Annotated in this window: 18 protein-coding genes and 1 tRNA gene; 15 read left to right on the forward strand and 4 right to left on the reverse strand. The window is 66.4% G+C overall.

The genetic code is table 11. The features are described 5' to 3' along the window. The first annotated feature begins 19 nt into the window (after positions 1–19). The 3 genes from QMG28_RS16890 (at position 20) to QMG28_RS16900 (ending at position 2,009) form a co-directional block, all read left to right on the forward strand. Positions 20–103 (forward strand) — tRNA-Leu (locus QMG28_RS16890). Between the two features lie 230 nt (positions 104–333). After that, positions 334–1,665 carry a trigger factor gene (tig, locus tag QMG28_RS16895; RefSeq protein ID WP_281843549.1) on the forward strand — a complete coding sequence of 444 codons (1,332 nt, stop codon included), beginning with the start codon at positions 334–336 and terminating at the stop codon, positions 1,663–1,665. A 50-nt stretch (positions 1,666–1,715) separates the two neighbouring features. Beyond that, entirely contained in the window at positions 1,716–2,009 is a 294-nt protein-coding gene (locus QMG28_RS16900; RefSeq protein WP_281843496.1) for a hypothetical protein, read from the forward strand. Here QMG28_RS16900 and QMG28_RS16905 read toward each other — a convergent pair. Next, on the reverse strand, positions 2,006–2,467 hold the full coding sequence (locus tag QMG28_RS16905) for a lytic transglycosylase domain-containing protein (protein ID WP_281843497.1): 462 nt from the start codon (positions 2,465–2,467) through the stop codon (positions 2,006–2,008). The genes QMG28_RS16900 and QMG28_RS16905 overlap by 4 nt on opposite strands. Before the next feature lie 162 nt (positions 2,468–2,629). On the opposite strand from QMG28_RS16905, the gene QMG28_RS16910 reads away from it, so the two are divergent. Continuing rightward, positions 2,630–3,292 carry a class I SAM-dependent methyltransferase gene (locus QMG28_RS16910; RefSeq protein WP_281843498.1) on the forward strand — a complete coding sequence of 221 codons (663 nt, stop codon included), beginning with the start codon at positions 2,630–2,632 and terminating at the stop codon, positions 3,290–3,292. An 84-nt stretch (positions 3,293–3,376) separates the two neighbouring features. Here QMG28_RS16910 and rplI read toward each other — a convergent pair whose 3' ends face one another. The 3 genes from rplI to rpsF are packed head-to-tail and all read right to left on the reverse strand — an operon-like array spanning position 3,377 to position 4,616. Then, complete coding sequence (rplI, locus tag QMG28_RS16915) at positions 3,377–4,000, reverse strand: 50S ribosomal protein L9 (protein ID WP_281843499.1); 624 nt, start codon at positions 3,998–4,000, stop codon at positions 3,377–3,379. A 10-nt stretch (positions 4,001–4,010) separates the two neighbouring features. Continuing rightward, positions 4,011–4,238 carry a 30S ribosomal protein S18 gene (gene rpsR, locus QMG28_RS16920; RefSeq protein ID WP_005608650.1) on the reverse strand — a complete coding sequence of 76 codons (228 nt, stop codon included), beginning with the start codon at positions 4,236–4,238 and terminating at the stop codon, positions 4,011–4,013. Between the two features lie 18 nt (positions 4,239–4,256). Continuing rightward, positions 4,257–4,616 (reverse strand): 30S ribosomal protein S6, encoded by a 360-nt coding sequence (gene rpsF, locus QMG28_RS16925; RefSeq protein ID WP_281843500.1) that lies wholly within the window; start codon positions 4,614–4,616, stop codon positions 4,257–4,259. Between the two features lie 255 nt (positions 4,617–4,871). On the opposite strand from rpsF, the gene QMG28_RS16930 reads away from it, so the two are divergent. The 11 genes from QMG28_RS16930 (at position 4,872) to QMG28_RS16980 (ending at position 13,889) form a co-directional block, all read left to right on the forward strand. Then, positions 4,872–5,456 (forward strand): hypothetical protein, encoded by a 585-nt coding sequence (locus QMG28_RS16930; RefSeq protein WP_281843501.1) that lies wholly within the window; start codon positions 4,872–4,874, stop codon positions 5,454–5,456. A gap of 110 nt (positions 5,457–5,566) precedes the next feature. Further along, the gene (gene fabD, locus QMG28_RS16935; protein WP_281843502.1) at positions 5,567–6,508 is read left to right on the forward strand and encodes an ACP S-malonyltransferase; all 942 of its coding nucleotides are present in this window, start codon (positions 5,567–5,569) and stop codon (positions 6,506–6,508) included. Positions 6,509–6,534: 26 nt separating this feature from the next. Next, entirely contained in the window at positions 6,535–7,272 is a 738-nt protein-coding gene (gene fabG, locus QMG28_RS16940) for a 3-oxoacyl-[acyl-carrier-protein] reductase (protein WP_281843503.1), read from the forward strand. 197 nt (positions 7,273–7,469) lie between these two features. Continuing rightward, complete coding sequence (locus tag QMG28_RS16945; protein ID WP_085525034.1) at positions 7,470–7,703, forward strand: acyl carrier protein; 234 nt, start codon at positions 7,470–7,472, stop codon at positions 7,701–7,703. Between the two features lie 218 nt (positions 7,704–7,921). After that, on the forward strand, positions 7,922–8,575 hold the full coding sequence (locus QMG28_RS16950; protein WP_281843504.1) for a HigA family addiction module antitoxin: 654 nt from the start codon (positions 7,922–7,924) through the stop codon (positions 8,573–8,575). Positions 8,576–8,784: 209 nt separating this feature from the next. Continuing rightward, positions 8,785–9,150, forward strand: coding sequence for a response regulator transcription factor (locus QMG28_RS16955; RefSeq protein ID WP_281843505.1), 366 nt, complete (start codon positions 8,785–8,787; stop codon positions 9,148–9,150). A gap of 4 nt (positions 9,151–9,154) precedes the next feature. After that, positions 9,155–9,463, forward strand: coding sequence for a hypothetical protein (locus QMG28_RS16960; RefSeq protein WP_281843506.1), 309 nt, complete (start codon positions 9,155–9,157; stop codon positions 9,461–9,463). Continuing rightward, on the forward strand, positions 9,460–12,120 hold the full coding sequence (locus QMG28_RS16965) for an ATP-binding protein (protein ID WP_281843507.1): 2,661 nt from the start codon (positions 9,460–9,462) through the stop codon (positions 12,118–12,120). Before QMG28_RS16960 ends, QMG28_RS16965 begins: the two co-directional genes overlap by 4 nt. A gap of 78 nt (positions 12,121–12,198) precedes the next feature. Continuing rightward, positions 12,199–13,215, forward strand: a complete 1,017-nt coding sequence (locus QMG28_RS16970; protein ID WP_281843508.1) for a FliM/FliN family flagellar motor C-terminal domain-containing protein — start codon at positions 12,199–12,201, stop codon at positions 13,213–13,215. Positions 13,216–13,291: 76 nt separating this feature from the next. After that, positions 13,292–13,618: a TraR/DksA family transcriptional regulator gene (locus QMG28_RS16975; protein WP_281843509.1), complete on the forward strand. Its 327-nt coding sequence runs from the start codon at positions 13,292–13,294 to the stop codon at positions 13,616–13,618. A gap of 49 nt (positions 13,619–13,667) precedes the next feature. Continuing rightward, positions 13,668–13,889 (forward strand): hypothetical protein, encoded by a 222-nt coding sequence (locus QMG28_RS16980; RefSeq protein WP_281843510.1) that lies wholly within the window; start codon positions 13,668–13,670, stop codon positions 13,887–13,889. The last annotated feature ends 79 nt before the right edge of the window (positions 13,890–13,968 follow it).

The raw sequence follows: 13,968 nt of genomic DNA on the forward strand, positions 1-13,968 counted from the left end.
GTGCTAGAAGGCAGGCCGTGCGGGTGTGGCGGAACTGGTAGACGCACCAGATTTAGGTTCTGGCGCCTTTGGCGTGGGGGTTCGAGTCCCTTCACCCGCACCAACCTCGCCTTTTCTGGCGAGGGGCCACGTTCGGCAGGTGTGTTTCGCGGGAAAGGCGCCGCGAGGGTGCAGCGCCCGGCTCAGGCTCCGGGCGGCAACGGGCCGATGGCCCCTTTCTGCCCGATTTCCCCGCGACACACCCTTGCGCCGAACCCCATCCCCCCATAGAAGGGCGTGAAATTTCCCGCGCGCCGCAGGGGCGGCGTGCCTGACGATATGAAGGACAACACCATGGCTGTCACCGAGACGCTGAACGAGGGGCTGAAACGCGCCTACCAGCTCATCATCACCGCTCAGGAGCTGGACGACAAGGTCAGCGAAAAGCTGACCGAGGCCCGGCCCGAGATCGAGATGAAGGGCTTTCGCAAGGGCAAGGTGCCGCTGCCGCTTTTGCGCAAGCAATTCGGCCAGCGCCTGCTTGGCGAAGCGATGCAGGAACAGATCGACGCGGTGATGAACGCCCATTTCGAGGAAAGCGGCGACCGCCCGGCGATGCAGCCCCAGGTCAAGATGACCAACGAGGACTGGAAAGAGGGCGACGACGTGCATGTCGAGATGTCCTACGAGAAACTGCCGGAGATCCCCGAGGTCGACTTCTCGAAGATCGAGCTTGAGCGCCTGGTGGTGAAGGCGGGCGATGCCGAGATCGACGAGGCGCTGGCCTCGCTGGCGGAAAACGCCCAGAACTTCGAAGATCGCAAGAAGGGCTCGAAGGCCAAGGACGGCGATCAGGTGGTGCTCGATTTCACCGGCCGCGTGGACGGCGAAGCCTTCGACGGCGGCGCGGCGGAAGATTTTCCGCTGGTGCTCGGCTCGGGTCAGTTCATCCCCGGCTTCGAGGAGCAGCTTGTCGGCGTGAAGGCCGGTGAGGAAAAGGACGTGAATGTGACCTTCCCCGCCGAATACGGCGCGGCGGAACTGGCGGGCAAGGAAGCGGTGTTTGCCTGCACCATCAAGGCGGTGAAAGAGCCCAAGGCGGCGGCGATCGACGACGAGCTTGCCAAGCGCTTCGGCGCAGAGGATCTGGCGCAGCTCAAATCGCAGGTCGCCGAGCGGCTGGAAGCGGAATATACCGGCGCGGCCCGCGCGGTGATCAAGCGCGCCCTGCTCGACAATCTCGATGACAGCGTGAGCTTCGAGTTGCCGCAAATGCTGGTCGAGGCCGAGGCCAATCAGATCGCTCACCAGCTCTGGCACGATGAGCATCCGGAAGAGCACGGCCATAACCATGGCGAGATCGAAACCACCGATGAGCACACCAAGCTGGCCGAACGCCGCGTGAAGCTGGGCCTGCTGCTCGCCGAGATCGGCCGCAAGGCCGAGGTCGAGGTGACCGATGCCGAAATGACCCAGGCGATCATGAACCAGGCCCGCCAGTATCCGGGCCAGGAGCGCGCCTTTTTCGATTTCGTGAACCAGAACGCCGAAGTGCGCCAGCAGATCCAGGCGCCGATCTTCGAAGACAAGGTGGTTGACCTTATTTTCGACGGCGCCAAGGTGAGCGAGAAAGAGGTCTCGAAGGACGAGCTTGAAAAGGCCGTCGAAGCGCTCGACGAAGAGTGAGCCACCGCAGATATTCAGGAAGGGGCCGCTCCGTTGGGGCGGCCTTTTTCATGCTTGGCCTCGTGGCGGCGCCCGGCGCGGCGCAGGAGCAGGCCGAGGCCTGGCGGGCGGAGAAATGCCGCCTCTACACCCGCGCCTGGGAGATGAGCGCGCCCGGGCTGGCGCTGTCGGAGCGCTTCGTTGCGGCGCATGATGCCTTTCTGGCCTCCGGCTGCACCATCCGGGGCGAGGTCTGCCCGCAGAGCGATGCCGAGAAGGGGCTCGCCGACATGCTGACGCTGATGATCGTGATGGAAGGGGCGGCGGGCTCGTTCCTGCCGTTCCACTGCACGGCGGATGGCTAGCCGCGCAGGCCGGTTTCTTCCAGCAGCCCGAGACGCTTGGCCTCGTAGTAATAGCCGCGGGCATACCAGCGCATCGCGTCCTGTTTGTCGCCGCCGGCGACGAGATAGGCGCCACGCAGGTATTTCACGGCGTATTTCAGGTTCACATCCGGGTCGAGCAACTCGCTCGCCGGGCCGCGATGGCCCATCGTGCGCGCCGTTTCGGGCAGGATCTGCATCAGGCCGTAATAGGGGCCGTTGCGCGCATCCGCCCGGTAGCCGCTCTCGCGCTGCACCTGAGCATGGACGAGATCGCGCGGCACCTCGTAATGGTCGGCCCATTTGTCGATGAGCCGGCGGATCTCGGCGGTTTCATAGGGCGATGTCCGGGGGCTGGCCTCGGGCGTGGGGCGTTTGCCGCAGGCGGCGAGTGTGGCAAGGCTGGCGAGAACGAAAGAACGGCGCGAAAACTGGAACATGAGGGACCCCGGATTGGTTTCTGGCATCCTGCGCCGGCGCGCGCGCGAGGGAAAGCCCGCCGCAGAGGCTGGGCGGAGGATTGCCCAAAGCAGCGGGCGGCTGCGGCGTGGACCGAAATCCTCCGCTCTGCTAGCGTGGTGCAAACAAACAGGGGGCAGGGAATGGCAGACACAGACAGCCCGATTTCGCATCTGGTCGACCTCTCGAAGCGCGAGAGCGCCGAGGCGTTCAAAGAGCACATGGAACAGGCGATGCTGTTTCGCAAGAATGTCGACAACCGGGCCTATTGTATCCGGCGCGCGCTGAACAACGATGTGCCGGACGGTCTGTATATCGAGCTTGGGGTGGCCGCGGGAGCGGGCTGCCGGCAATTCGGCAAGGCCATGGCGCCGGCGGGCAAGACGCTGACCGGGTTTGACAGTTTCGAGGGGCTTGAGGAGGACTGGACGGGCATTCAGACCGGGCGCGCGGCGGGCGCATTCTCGCAAGGCGGCATATTGCCCGACGTGCCCGAAAATGTCTCGCTGGTGGTCGGCTGGGTGCAGGACACGCTGCCGCCCTACCTCAAGGAGACCGGCAAGGCGCCGTTTGCCTTCATCCATATGGATATGGACACCTACACGCCGACGCGCTTCGCACTGGAAGCGGTCAAGCCGCGGCTCGTGAAGGGCAGCGTGATCCTGTTTGACGAACTCTACGGCTATCCCGGCTGGCGTCACCACGAGTACAAGGCGCTGCAGGACGTGCTCGCTCCGGAGAGCTACCAGTATATTTCGTTCGGACGCGACAATGTCGGGATCGAGATGCTGCGCAAGCCGAAATAGGCGCGCGGGCACATCCGTGAACGGGCACGAAAAAGCCGCGCGAGTCGCCCCGCGCGGCTGATGATCTTGTCCGAAGGCCGAAGATCACTCTTCGGTTTTTTCCTCGGCCTCGTCCTCGGCGACAGCCTCGGCCAGATCCGCATCTTCGTCGGTCGCGGCGCCGATATCGTCGAACAGCTCGCCGATCTCGAAGTCATGCGCGGCCTCTTCTTCCGCGGCGAGCTCCTGGATCGACTTGCCCGAAGCCTGCAACTCGGCCTCTTCCGGCGAGCGGGCGACGTTCAGCGTGATCTCGACTTCCACTTCCGGGTGCAGGCGCACCTCGACATTGTGCAGGCCAAGATCCTTGATCGGGGCCTTGAGCACGATCTGCTTCTTGTCGACGGTGAAGCCCTCGGCGGTCGCGGCTTCGGCGGCGTCACGGGGGGTGACCGAGCCGTAGAGCGAGCCGGAATCGGAGGCCGAGCGAATCACGACGAACTGCTGGCCGCCAAGCTTTTCGGCCAGAGCGTCGGCCTCTTTCTTGGTTTCCAGGTTGTTCGCCTCAAGCTGGGCTTTCTGGGTTTCGAACTGGGCGATGTTGGCCTCGGAGGCCGTCAGCGCCTTGCCTTGCGGCAGCAGGAAGTTGCGGGCGTAGCCGGGCTTGACCTCGACCACGTCGCCCATCTGGCCAAGCTTGGCCACACGTTCGAGCAGGATGACTTGCATGGGTCCCTCCTTACTTCACGGCGTAGGGCAGAAGGGCGAGGAAGCGGGCGCGCTTGATCGCGCGGGCCAGCTCACGCTGCTTCTTCGCCGAGACGGCGGTGATCCGGCTCGGAACGATCTTGCCGCGCTCGGAAATGTAGCGCTGCAGGAGCCGGGTGTCTTTGTAGTCGATCTTGGGTGCGTTCTCACCGGAGAACGGGCAGACCTTGCGACGGCGGAAAAACGGTTTCGCGGCCATGACTTAGCTCTCCTTCACTCAGCGATCGCGGCGCTCGCGGCGGTCGCCACGATCGTCACGTTTCTGCATCTGCACCGAGGGGCCTTCCTCGTGGGCGTCGACCTTGATCGTCAGCACGCGCATCACATCGTCGTGCAGGCGCATCAGGCGTTCCATCTCCTGGACGGCGGTCGCGGGCGCGTCGGTTTTCAGAAAGGCGTAGTGGCCTTTGCGGTTCTTGTTGATCTTGTAGGCCATCGTCTTGACGCCCCAGTACTCGCTTTCAACGACGTTGCCGCCATTGTCCTTGAGGACGGTGCCAAAATGTTCGATGAGGCCCTCGGCCTGCGCGTTGGAAAGATCCTGACGCGCGATCATCACATGCTCGTAAAGCGGCATGTCAGCTCCAGTTCTGTCAGGCGGGCTTCAAAGGGCGGGCAGATCCTTCCGCTCCCACCCACGAGAGGCCACGCGGTTCGCAAACATGCGGAAGGACGGGGCCTTATACACCCTTGTGCTCATGATGCAAGCCGGCGGGCCCGGATCGCGCTGTGGTTGCGCCAACAGCAGAGAATCGCCCAGAGCGTGCCCCAATTCCGACAGAATGAGGCGCGACCACTTAACGAAAGGATAAGAACAAACCCGAGGTACGCCATGTCTGCAACGGCCAACGAGTTTGAGTTCGGATCGCGCCCATCGTTAGGCGCGGACGGGGCAGGTGGCCCCTTTGTTGTCAGCACCGAGAGCGGCTATGCGATCCGCGCCGGTGCCCCCCGTCAGGGCGCGCGCGCGGTGCTCGCCTCTGGCGCCCGGTTCGCGGGCACCTTTCTGCTGATCGCGGCGGCAGGGCTGCTCATCGTGCCCGATGGCGACGCGAGCAACGGGCTCGTCTCGATGAAACTCGCCGCGCTGGTGATGTTCGCCGTTACCGGCATTCTGCTGCTGAATGTCGGCGCCGAAGGGGATTATCCCGAATTGCATGTCGATACGGTAGCGGGCCAGATCCAGATCGGGCGGCGGCACCTGCGCGGCGATTTCGATCCGCGTGTGACCCTCGACTTTGCCGATGTGTCCTCGGTCTATCTGCTGCGCTCGAAGGATCACAGCCGCCCGGCGCGGCTTTTCCTGCGGATCGGCGGCGGTGATGACGCGATCGAGGTGGCCTCGGGCCGCGAGGCGTCGCTCGACCACCTGCGCACGATGCTGGTGCGGGATCTGGCGCAAGCCGCCGCTGACTGACCGGCACCGGCCCGACGGCCTTCGGAGCGCCGCGCCGCAGAGCGCGGCGCTTTTCTTTTGCCCCGCCCCGCGCTATCCCCGGCAGGAACGGATATGACACGGGAGGGGCCATGAGCCGCGCATTCGTATTCCCCGGGCAGGGGGCGCAGACGATCGGCATGGGCAAGGAGCTGGCCGGGGCCTTTCCGGCCGCGAAGGCGGTGTTCGACGAGGTCGACGAGGCACTTGGCGAAAAGCTGAGCGCGCTGATCTGGGAGGGCGAGCAAGAGGTGCTGACCCTCACGCAGAACGCCCAGCCGGCGCTGATGGCCACCTCGCTCGCCGCGATGCGCGCGCTTGAGGCCGAGGGGGTGACGGTGGAGGCCGCCGCTTTCGTCGCCGGGCATTCGCTGGGCGAATATTCCGCGCTTGCCGCCGCCGGGGCGCTCAGCGTGGCCGACACGGCCCGCCTGCTGCGCACGCGCGGCGAGGCGATGCAAAAAGCCGTGCCGGTGGGCGTGGGCGCGATGGCCGCGCTTCTCGGGCTCGATTTCGAAGCCGCGGTGGCGGTGGCGCGGGAGGCGGCGCAGGGCGAGGTCTGCCAGGCGGCGAATGACAACGATCCCGGCCAGGTGGTCGTGTCCGGCCACAAGGCGGCGGTGGAGCGCGCGGTAGAGATCGCCAAGGGCAAGGGCGCCAAGCGCGCGGTGTTGCTGCCGGTCTCCGCGCCGTTCCACTGTGCCCTGATGCAGCCGGCCGCGGAGGTGATGGCCGAGGCGCTCAGCCATGTGAATATCGAACGCCCCAAGGTGCCGCTGGTGGCCAATGTGCGTGCCAGCGCGATTTCCGACCCGACGACGATCCGCTCGTTGCTGGTCGAGCAGGTCACCGGCTCGGTCCGTTGGCGCGAGAGCGTGGCCTGGATGGGGGCCGAAGGCGTGACGGAGATCTGGGAAATCGGCGCGGGCAAGGCGCTCTCGGGCATGGTGCGCCGCATCGACCGCGAGATCGCGACCCGCAATATCGGCACGCCCGATGAGGTGAAGGCCGCCGTCGAAAGCCTCGCCGTCTGAGCGCGGCGCAACGAAAAGGACTGGATATGTTTGATCTGACTGGGAAAACCGCCCTCGTGACCGGGGCCTCCGGCGGCATCGGCGGAGCCATCGCCAGGGCGCTGCACGGGGCCGGGGCGGTGGTGGGCCTCTCGGGCACACGGGTGGAGCCGCTCAACGCGCTGGCCGCCGAGCTGGGCGACCGGGTGCATGTGCTGCCCTGCAATCTGTCGGACCCAGAGGCGGTGGACGCGCTGCCCAAGGTGGCCGCGGCGGCGATGGGCGGGCTCGACATTCTCGTCAACAATGCCGGCATTACCCGCGATCAGGTGTTCATGCGGATGTCGGATGACGACTGGCAATCGGTGCTCGATGTGAACCTGACCTCGACGATGCGGCTCTGCCGTGGCTCGATTCGGGGCATGATGAAGGCGCGCTGGGGGCGGATCGTGAACATCTCGTCCATCGTCGGCGCCACCGGCAATCCCGGTCAGGCGAATTACGCGGCCTCCAAGGCCGGCATGGTCGGCATGACCAAGAGCATCGCCTACGAGGTCGCCTCGCGCGGGATCACGGCGAATTGCGTCGCGCCGGGCTTCATCGCCACCGCGATGACCGACAAGCTCAACGACGATCAGAAAGACAAGATCAACGCCCAGATCCCGGCGGCGCGCATGGGCACGCCGGAAGAGATCGCCGCGGCGGTGCTCTACCTGGCCTCGGAAGAGGCGGGCTATGTCACCGGCGCCACCTTGCATGTGAACGGCGGTATGGCGATGCTGTGAGCCGGGCGCGGCAGGGGCGGTTTCGCGCCATGCTGACCGCCCGGACAAATCATTTGCCCCCGGGGCACTTTGTGCTAAAGGGAGCGCAGATTTTTGGCCTCCAACCGGGGCTGCTCCGGATGACCCGGGGAATATGGAGTGGCTCCACGGGGCCGTCAAAACAGGGCCAAGTGCCTGAAAAACTGTGAGGAATTAACATGAGCGACGTCGCAGATCGCGTGAAGAAAATTGTTGTCGAGCACCTCGGCGTGGAAGAAGACAAGGTCACGGAATCGGCCTCGTTCATCGACGACCTCGGCGCCGACAGCCTCGATACCGTCGAGCTCGTGATGGCCTTCGAAGAAGAGTTCGGCATCGAGATCCCGGACGATGCGGCGGAAGGCATCCAGACCTTCGGCGACGCGGTGAAGTTCATCTCCGACGCAGCCTGAACCTGATCCAGCCTGTGGGCTGAAAGAACGGCGTCCCATCGGGGCGCCGTTTTTCGTGTGCGCATATCGCAGATTCGGGCGCGGGAAGCGGCAAACCGGAACGATGTTCTGTTTCCGTCTCCGGTCCCGGTCCGTGGTTGCGGGGCTGCGGGCACCTTCGGGCGGACATTTTCCCGCCCGACCGGCTATCACCTCCCCAACACGAACAGGAGGCTCTCATGGCCGAAACGACCGAAGACCTTATCGCCGTCACTGCCCAGACCGTCGCCGACTGGCTCGACGCGGGCGAGGTGGTGCTGGTCGATGTGCGCGAAACCAAGGAATATGACCTCGAACATATTGCCGGTGCGCTGCTGATGCCGCTCTCGGAGCTCGATGCCGATGTATTCCCGGTGCTGGGCGACAAGAAGCTGGTGCTGCATTGCGCCATCGGCAAGCGTTCGGCGGCGGCGGGGCGGATGCTGCTCAAGGCCGGTCATGCGCAGGTGCTGCACATGGAGGGCGGGCTGACCGCCTGGAAAGCCGCCGGGCTGCCGGTGGAAGAAGCCATCGCCGATCATGCCGCGCAGGAAAAGGTGGCGCCGCTCTTCCTCTGCCCGACCCCGGGCGCGGTGCTGCGCGAGGAATACCTGACGCCGAACGGCCTCAGCCCCGAAGCGCTTGCGGGCAAGATCGGCGTTGCCGTCTCGACGCTGACCCGGCTGATCGCGGGCGAACGGCCGGTGGATGCCGAATTGTCGCTCCGGCTGGCGCGTTACTTCTCGACGGCGGCGGATTTCTGGCTGCAGCTCCAGATCGAGCACGATATCGAGCGCACCCGTCATGCGCTGGGCGAGACCATCCGCGGCGCGATCCGGCCGCGCGCTGCCTGAGGCAGCGCCCGGCGCCTGAGCCGAAACCGATTGCACGCCCCGTCGCTTGCCGGCGGGGCGCGTGCTGTTTTGCCGCCCCCCGTTTTTCCGTTCGCCGGCAAAACCTTCCCGGTGCGCCCCGCCCCCGATCATAAGTTTTTTTGACACCGGCCCCCGCTTTCGGGATAGTCTGGGCCAAGAGGTCCGGGGGAGGGACCGAAGGGAGACGGATGGGCAAGCGCATCGTCCTCGTCGAAGACGAGCCGAACATCATCGAAGCGATCTCGTTCATCCTGAGCCGTGAGGGCTGGGAGGTGACCGCCTGCGCCAATGGCGAGACGGCCGCCGCCACGGTGCGCAAGGCGCAGCCCGACGTGGTTTTGCTCGATGTGATGCTGCCGGGCCGCTCGGGCTACGAAATCCTCAAGGATCTGCGGGCCGATCCCGATTTCTCGCAGCTTCCGGTGCTCATGCTCACCGCCCGCGGCCAGCGCAAGGATCGCGAACTTGCCGCCGCGCTGGGGGTGACCCGGTTCATGACCAAACCCTTCGCCAACGCCGAGCTGGTCGCCGCGCTGGCCGAGCTTGCGGGCTGAGGCGGTGCCAAGTCCGCGCGAACCGATCTTTCTCGGCCGTGAGACCTATCGCCGCCGCCGTCTGATCGACGCGATGCGCCTCTTGCCGGTGGTGGGGCTTTTGCTGTTTCTCGCGCCGCTCCTCGGCGGTGGGGTGACCGGCTACGGCACCGCCTCGCTCGGCGTGTTTCTCTTTGCCGCCTGGTTCGGGCTGATCGTCGCGGCGGCAGTACTGGTGCGGATCCTGTCGCGCGCGCCGGGCGGTGTCGCCTTCGATCCGCTGGAGCCTGATGCGGCGCCACCGGGCGACGAGGCCGAAAGCGGCGGCGCATGACCTCCAATCTTCTGATCTTCGTCAGCCTGATCTACGTGGCCTTCCTGTTCGCCGTGGCTTTCGGGGCCGATAAATGGGCGCGGGCGGGGCGCGGGGCCTGGCTGCGGGCGCCGATCATCTACACGCTCAGCCTGTCGATCTATTGCACCGCCTGGACCTTCTACGGCGCGGTCGGCTATGCCGCGCGCTCGGGGCTGGAATTCGTCACCATCTATCTCGGGCCGACACTGGTGATGGTCGGCTGGTGGTGGATCCTGCGCAAACTGGTGCGGATCGGGCGGGCGCAGCGGATCACCTCGGTAGCCGACCTGATCTCGTCGCGCTACGGCAAGTCGAACCTGCTGGGCGTGATCGTCACCGCGCTCGCGGTGATCGGCACCACGCCCTATATCGCGCTGCAGCTTCAGTCGGTCACGCTCTCGCTGGCGGTGTTTTCGGCGGAGGAGGAGGCGCATGGCCTCGTCTCCGGCGGCGCGCCCGCCACCGCGCTCTGGGTGGCGGCGGGGCTTGCCGTTTTCACGGTGATGTTCGGCACCCGCAACCTCGATGTGAACGAGCGCCATCACGGTGTGGTCACCGCCATCGCCGTCGAGGCGGTGGTGAAGCTTGTGGCCCTGCTGGCGGTGGGGATCTTCGTGGTCTGGGGGCTTGCCGGCGGCCCGGGCCAGGTGGCGGCCACCATCGACGCATCGCCGATCTCGGCCTGGGACATTCAGCCGGGCCGCTGGGTTTCGCTCACCTTCCTCTCGGCGGCGGCCTTCCTCACCCTGCCGCGGATGTTTCAGGTGCTGGTGGTGGAAAATGTCGACGAAAAGCAGCTCGCCACCGCCTCCTGGGCCTTCCCGCTCTATCTGTTCCTGATGAGCCTGTTCGTGATCCCCATCGCGGCGGTGGGCCTCAGCCGGTTGCCCGAAGGCGCCAACCCCGATCTGTTCGTGCTCACAGTGCCGCTGGCGGAGGGGCGCGACGGGCTGGCGATGCTCTCGTTCCTCGGCGGCTTCTCTTCCGCCACCTCGATGGTGATCGTCGCCTCCATCGCGCTTTCGACGATGGTCTCGAACCATATCGTCATGCCGATCTGGCTGTCGCTCCGGCAAGGCGGCGCGGCGATGTCGGGCGATGTGCGCAACATCGTACTGCTCGCGCGCCGCGTCTCCATCGGTGTGGTTCTGGGCTTTGGCTATCTCTATTACCGGCTGTCGGGCGGCGGCGCGGCGCTGGCGGCGATCGGGCTGATCTCGTTCACCGGCATTGTCCAGGTGCTGCCGGCCATGCTCGGCGGGCTGTTCTGGCGCGGCGCCACGCGCACCGGCGCGGCGGCGGGGCTGATCGTGGGTTTCGCGATCTGGGTCTATGCGCTTTTTCTGCCCTCCTTCGGCACCGGCGTGTTTTCGCCCGAGATCATGGCCAACGGCCCCTTCGGCATCGGCTGGCTGCGCCCGCAAGCCTTTTTCGGCATTACCGGGCTCGACCCGGTGGTCCATGCGCTGATCTGGTCGCTCCTGTTCAACGCGGCCTTCTTCTTCGTGTTTTCGCTGGTCTCCTTCCCCTCGCCGCTGGAGCGGCTGCAGGGGGCGCAATTCGTCAATGTGTTCGAGCATTCCTCCTCGGCGCAGGGCTGGGCGCGCGGCGCGGTGGAGGCGGAAGACCTGCTGATCATGGCGCAGCGGATCATGGGCGGCGACGCGGCGCAGGCGCTGTTTCGCGCGCAGGCGGCGGCGCAGGGCAAATCGGGCTATCTGCCCGATACCACGCCGGAATTCCTCGAACGGCTGGAACGCGAGCTGTCGGGTTCGGTGGGCGCGGCCACGGCGCATGCAATGGTGGGCCAGATCGTCGGCGGCGCGGCGGTTTCGGTCGAAGACCTGATGGCGGTGGCGGATGAAACCCAGCAGATGCTCGAATATTCCTCGCAGCTCGAAGAAAAATCCGAAGAGCTGAGCCGCACCGCCCGCCAGTTGCGCGAAGCCAATGACAAGCTCACCCAGATCTCGATCCAGAAGGATGCCTTTCTCAGCCAGATCAGCCATGAGCTGCGCACGCCGATGACCTCGATCCGCTCCTTCTCCGAAATCCTGCGCGATGCCCCGCTCGATGGCGTGGCGCAATCGAGTTACGCGGGGATCATCCAGGACGAGGCGGTGCGCCTCACCCGCCTGCTCGACGATCTGCTCGATCTTTCGGTGCTGGAGGCCGGGCAGGTCTCGCTCAATATCCAGCGCGCCCGGCTCGGCGCGGTGCTCGACCGCGCGATCGCCGCGGTGGGCAATGAAGGCGGGATGGAGATCCGCCGCGACCGGGCGCGGGAAGATATCGAGATCGAGACCGATACCGACCGGCTGGCGCAGGTTTTCATCAACCTCGTGGCCAATGCCCGCAAATATTGCGATGCCGACAAGCCCCGGCTGACGATCTGGGTTTCGCGCAAGGCCGGGCGCACGGTGGTGGATTTCGTCGATAACGGGCCGGGCATTCCCGAGGGTAGCCTGCCGATGATCTTCGAGAAGTTCTGGCGGCTTTCCGACCATCAGAAGGCCGGCGGCGCCGGGCTTGGCCTCGCCATCAGCCGCGAGATCATGGACAAGCTCGGCGGCGCCATCGCCTATCTGCCGGGGCAGGGCGGGGCGGCGTTTCGGGTGACGCTGCCGGAGGGGTGATGCCCGCCCGGCTCAACCATTTGTAAACCTTGCTCTGCGACACATGTCGGGCGAACTTCAGCCCGGATGGCGGACCAGATGACAGCAGAAGCCAAGCCAAGCGCGATGCGCCGCAAGGCCGGGGCGGGGCGGCCCCCGCCCGAGATCGGCCAGCTCAGTGCGGGCCGGGCGCTGCGCGACGGCGTGGTGCAGGCCGCCGAAGAGGCGGCGGGGCTGGCCGCCATTGCCGGGCAGGTGGCGGAGGACCGGGCGAGTCTGGCGCGGATCGTCGGCGAATTGCCGCAGGCGCCGTTGATCGGGCTGGTGGAGGGCGATGGCGGGCGTTTCGGCCTTGTCGTGCTCGATGCCCAGCTTGTCGCTGCGCTGATCGAGATTCAGACTACGGGCCGGGTGGCGGCGCGCCCCGCCGAGCCGCGCGCGCCGACGCGGACCGATGCGATCATGTGCGCCGATTTCATCGACCGGGCGCTGGAGATGTTCGAGGTGCGGGCGGCGGCGGGCGGGCTGGCCGAGGCCCCGGCGCTCACCGGCTTTCGTTACGCCCTGGCGTTGGCGGAGCCGCGCGCCATCCCCCTCACGCTCGAAGAGGGGCGCTATCGCCGCTTCGCCCTGCCGCTCGATCTGGCCGGCGGGGCCAAGGCGGGTACGTTTCTGGTCATCCTGCCCGAGCGCGCGCCGGGGCGCGCCGGCGGGGCGCCGGCGGGCGATGGCGGGCCGTTCACCGAGGCGCTGCGCGCCACGGTGCTGCAAAGCGAGGCGGAGCTTGCCGCGATTCTCGCCCGGCGCCGGATGCCGCTGGCCGAGGTCACCCGCCTTGCCGTGGGGTCGGTGATCGCCCTGCCGCGCGCGGCGCTCGACCGGGTCGCCGTCGAGGATCTGTCGGGCCGGGTGGTGGCGCGTGCGCGGCTCGGCCAGGCCGACGGGCACCGCGCCCTGCGTCTGCACGCACCGGGCGATAGTGCCGATCCCGCGCCAGCCCGGCCCGCGCCACCCGAACCTTTGCCGCCACCAGCGCCCGCGCCGGAGGAGGCGGCTCTGCCGGATCTGCCCGGCGACATGGCGGATTTTCCCGATCTGGCGGCCTTGTCGCCTTAGCGCAATCATGTTGACTTGTATCAAGGCATGAGGCTACCGCTCAGGTCACGATAGCGCGACAGTCAGGAGACGATTGATGGTCGATACGGTGAAATATCGCGGCGTTCTCGAAACGCGGCTGGCCGAGCTCAAGGCCAGATTGCAGGAGATCGACGAAACGCTCGACAGTCACCAGTCGCGCGATTGGGAAGAGCTTGCCACCGAGCGCGAGGGCGACGAGGTGCTCGAAAGCATGGGCACCTCCGGCAAGGCCGAGATCGCCAAGATCCAGGCGGCGCTCGTGCGTATGGATGAGGGCGAGTTCGGCTTCTGCGTCAGCTGTGGCGACGAGATCTCCCAGGAGCGGCTTGACGTGGTGCCCTACACCCCGTTCTGCCGCAATTGTGCGGACAAGCGCGGCTGACCGCCCGCCCGGCGCCGCGCTCAGGCGGTGCCCCGACACGGAGGACAAGATGGCGTTCGAAGACATCAAGGCCGCGATCGACTTGCTGATGAACGAGATCGTCGCGAAGCCGGAAGACAGCCATGTGCTGCAGGAGCAGCTTCGCGAGAAGATCGCCGAGTTGCGCGCCCTCGGTCTGCCGGTGCCCGCCGACCTCAAGCAATTCGAAGATGCGCTTTCGGGCGCGGGTGACGACGAAGACGGCGACGATTTCGACAACATGCCGGTCTGACCGGGCGCGCGCCCGCGCAGGCGGGGCAAACCGCGTTGCGTTTTGGCCCGCCCGGCTTAGACTTGCGCAAACGACACAT

Origin of the sequence: Sinisalibacter aestuarii (assembly GCF_027923545.1) — a bacterium.
In the GTDB taxonomy this organism is placed as follows: domain Bacteria; phylum Pseudomonadota; class Alphaproteobacteria; order Rhodobacterales; family Rhodobacteraceae; genus Sinisalibacter; species Sinisalibacter aestuarii.

What these genes read in the sequence shown, in the direction of transcription:
- tig (WP_281843549.1), top strand. Translation starts at nt 334, where the DNA reads ATGGCTGTCACCGAGACGCTGAACGAGGGGCTGAAACGCGCCTACCAG.
- QMG28_RS16900 (WP_281843496.1), top strand. Translation starts at nt 1,716, where the DNA reads ATGCTTGGCCTCGTGGCGGCGCCCGGCGCGGCGCAGGAGCAGGCCGAG.
- QMG28_RS16905 (WP_281843497.1), bottom strand. Translation starts at nt 2,467, where the DNA reads ATGTTCCAGTTTTCGCGCCGTTCTTTCGTTCTCGCCAGCCTTGCCACA.
- QMG28_RS16910 (WP_281843498.1), top strand. Translation starts at nt 2,630, where the DNA reads ATGGCAGACACAGACAGCCCGATTTCGCATCTGGTCGACCTCTCGAAG.
- rplI (WP_281843499.1), bottom strand. Translation starts at nt 4,000, where the DNA reads ATGCAAGTCATCCTGCTCGAACGTGTGGCCAAGCTTGGCCAGATGGGC.
- rpsR (WP_005608650.1), bottom strand. Translation starts at nt 4,238, where the DNA reads ATGGCCGCGAAACCGTTTTTCCGCCGTCGCAAGGTCTGCCCGTTCTCC.
- rpsF (WP_281843500.1), bottom strand. Translation starts at nt 4,616, where the DNA reads ATGCCGCTTTACGAGCATGTGATGATCGCGCGTCAGGATCTTTCCAAC.
- QMG28_RS16930 (WP_281843501.1), top strand. Translation starts at nt 4,872, where the DNA reads ATGTCTGCAACGGCCAACGAGTTTGAGTTCGGATCGCGCCCATCGTTA.
- fabD (WP_281843502.1), top strand. Translation starts at nt 5,567, where the DNA reads ATGAGCCGCGCATTCGTATTCCCCGGGCAGGGGGCGCAGACGATCGGC.
- fabG (WP_281843503.1), top strand. Translation starts at nt 6,535, where the DNA reads ATGTTTGATCTGACTGGGAAAACCGCCCTCGTGACCGGGGCCTCCGGC.
- QMG28_RS16945 (WP_085525034.1), top strand. Translation starts at nt 7,470, where the DNA reads ATGAGCGACGTCGCAGATCGCGTGAAGAAAATTGTTGTCGAGCACCTC.
- QMG28_RS16950 (WP_281843504.1), top strand. Translation starts at nt 7,922, where the DNA reads ATGGCCGAAACGACCGAAGACCTTATCGCCGTCACTGCCCAGACCGTC.
- QMG28_RS16955 (WP_281843505.1), top strand. Translation starts at nt 8,785, where the DNA reads ATGGGCAAGCGCATCGTCCTCGTCGAAGACGAGCCGAACATCATCGAA.
- QMG28_RS16965 (WP_281843507.1), top strand. Translation starts at nt 9,460, where the DNA reads ATGACCTCCAATCTTCTGATCTTCGTCAGCCTGATCTACGTGGCCTTC.
- QMG28_RS16970 (WP_281843508.1), top strand. Translation starts at nt 12,199, where the DNA reads ATGACAGCAGAAGCCAAGCCAAGCGCGATGCGCCGCAAGGCCGGGGCG.
- QMG28_RS16975 (WP_281843509.1), top strand. Translation starts at nt 13,292, where the DNA reads ATGGTCGATACGGTGAAATATCGCGGCGTTCTCGAAACGCGGCTGGCC.
- QMG28_RS16980 (WP_281843510.1), top strand. Translation starts at nt 13,668, where the DNA reads ATGGCGTTCGAAGACATCAAGGCCGCGATCGACTTGCTGATGAACGAG.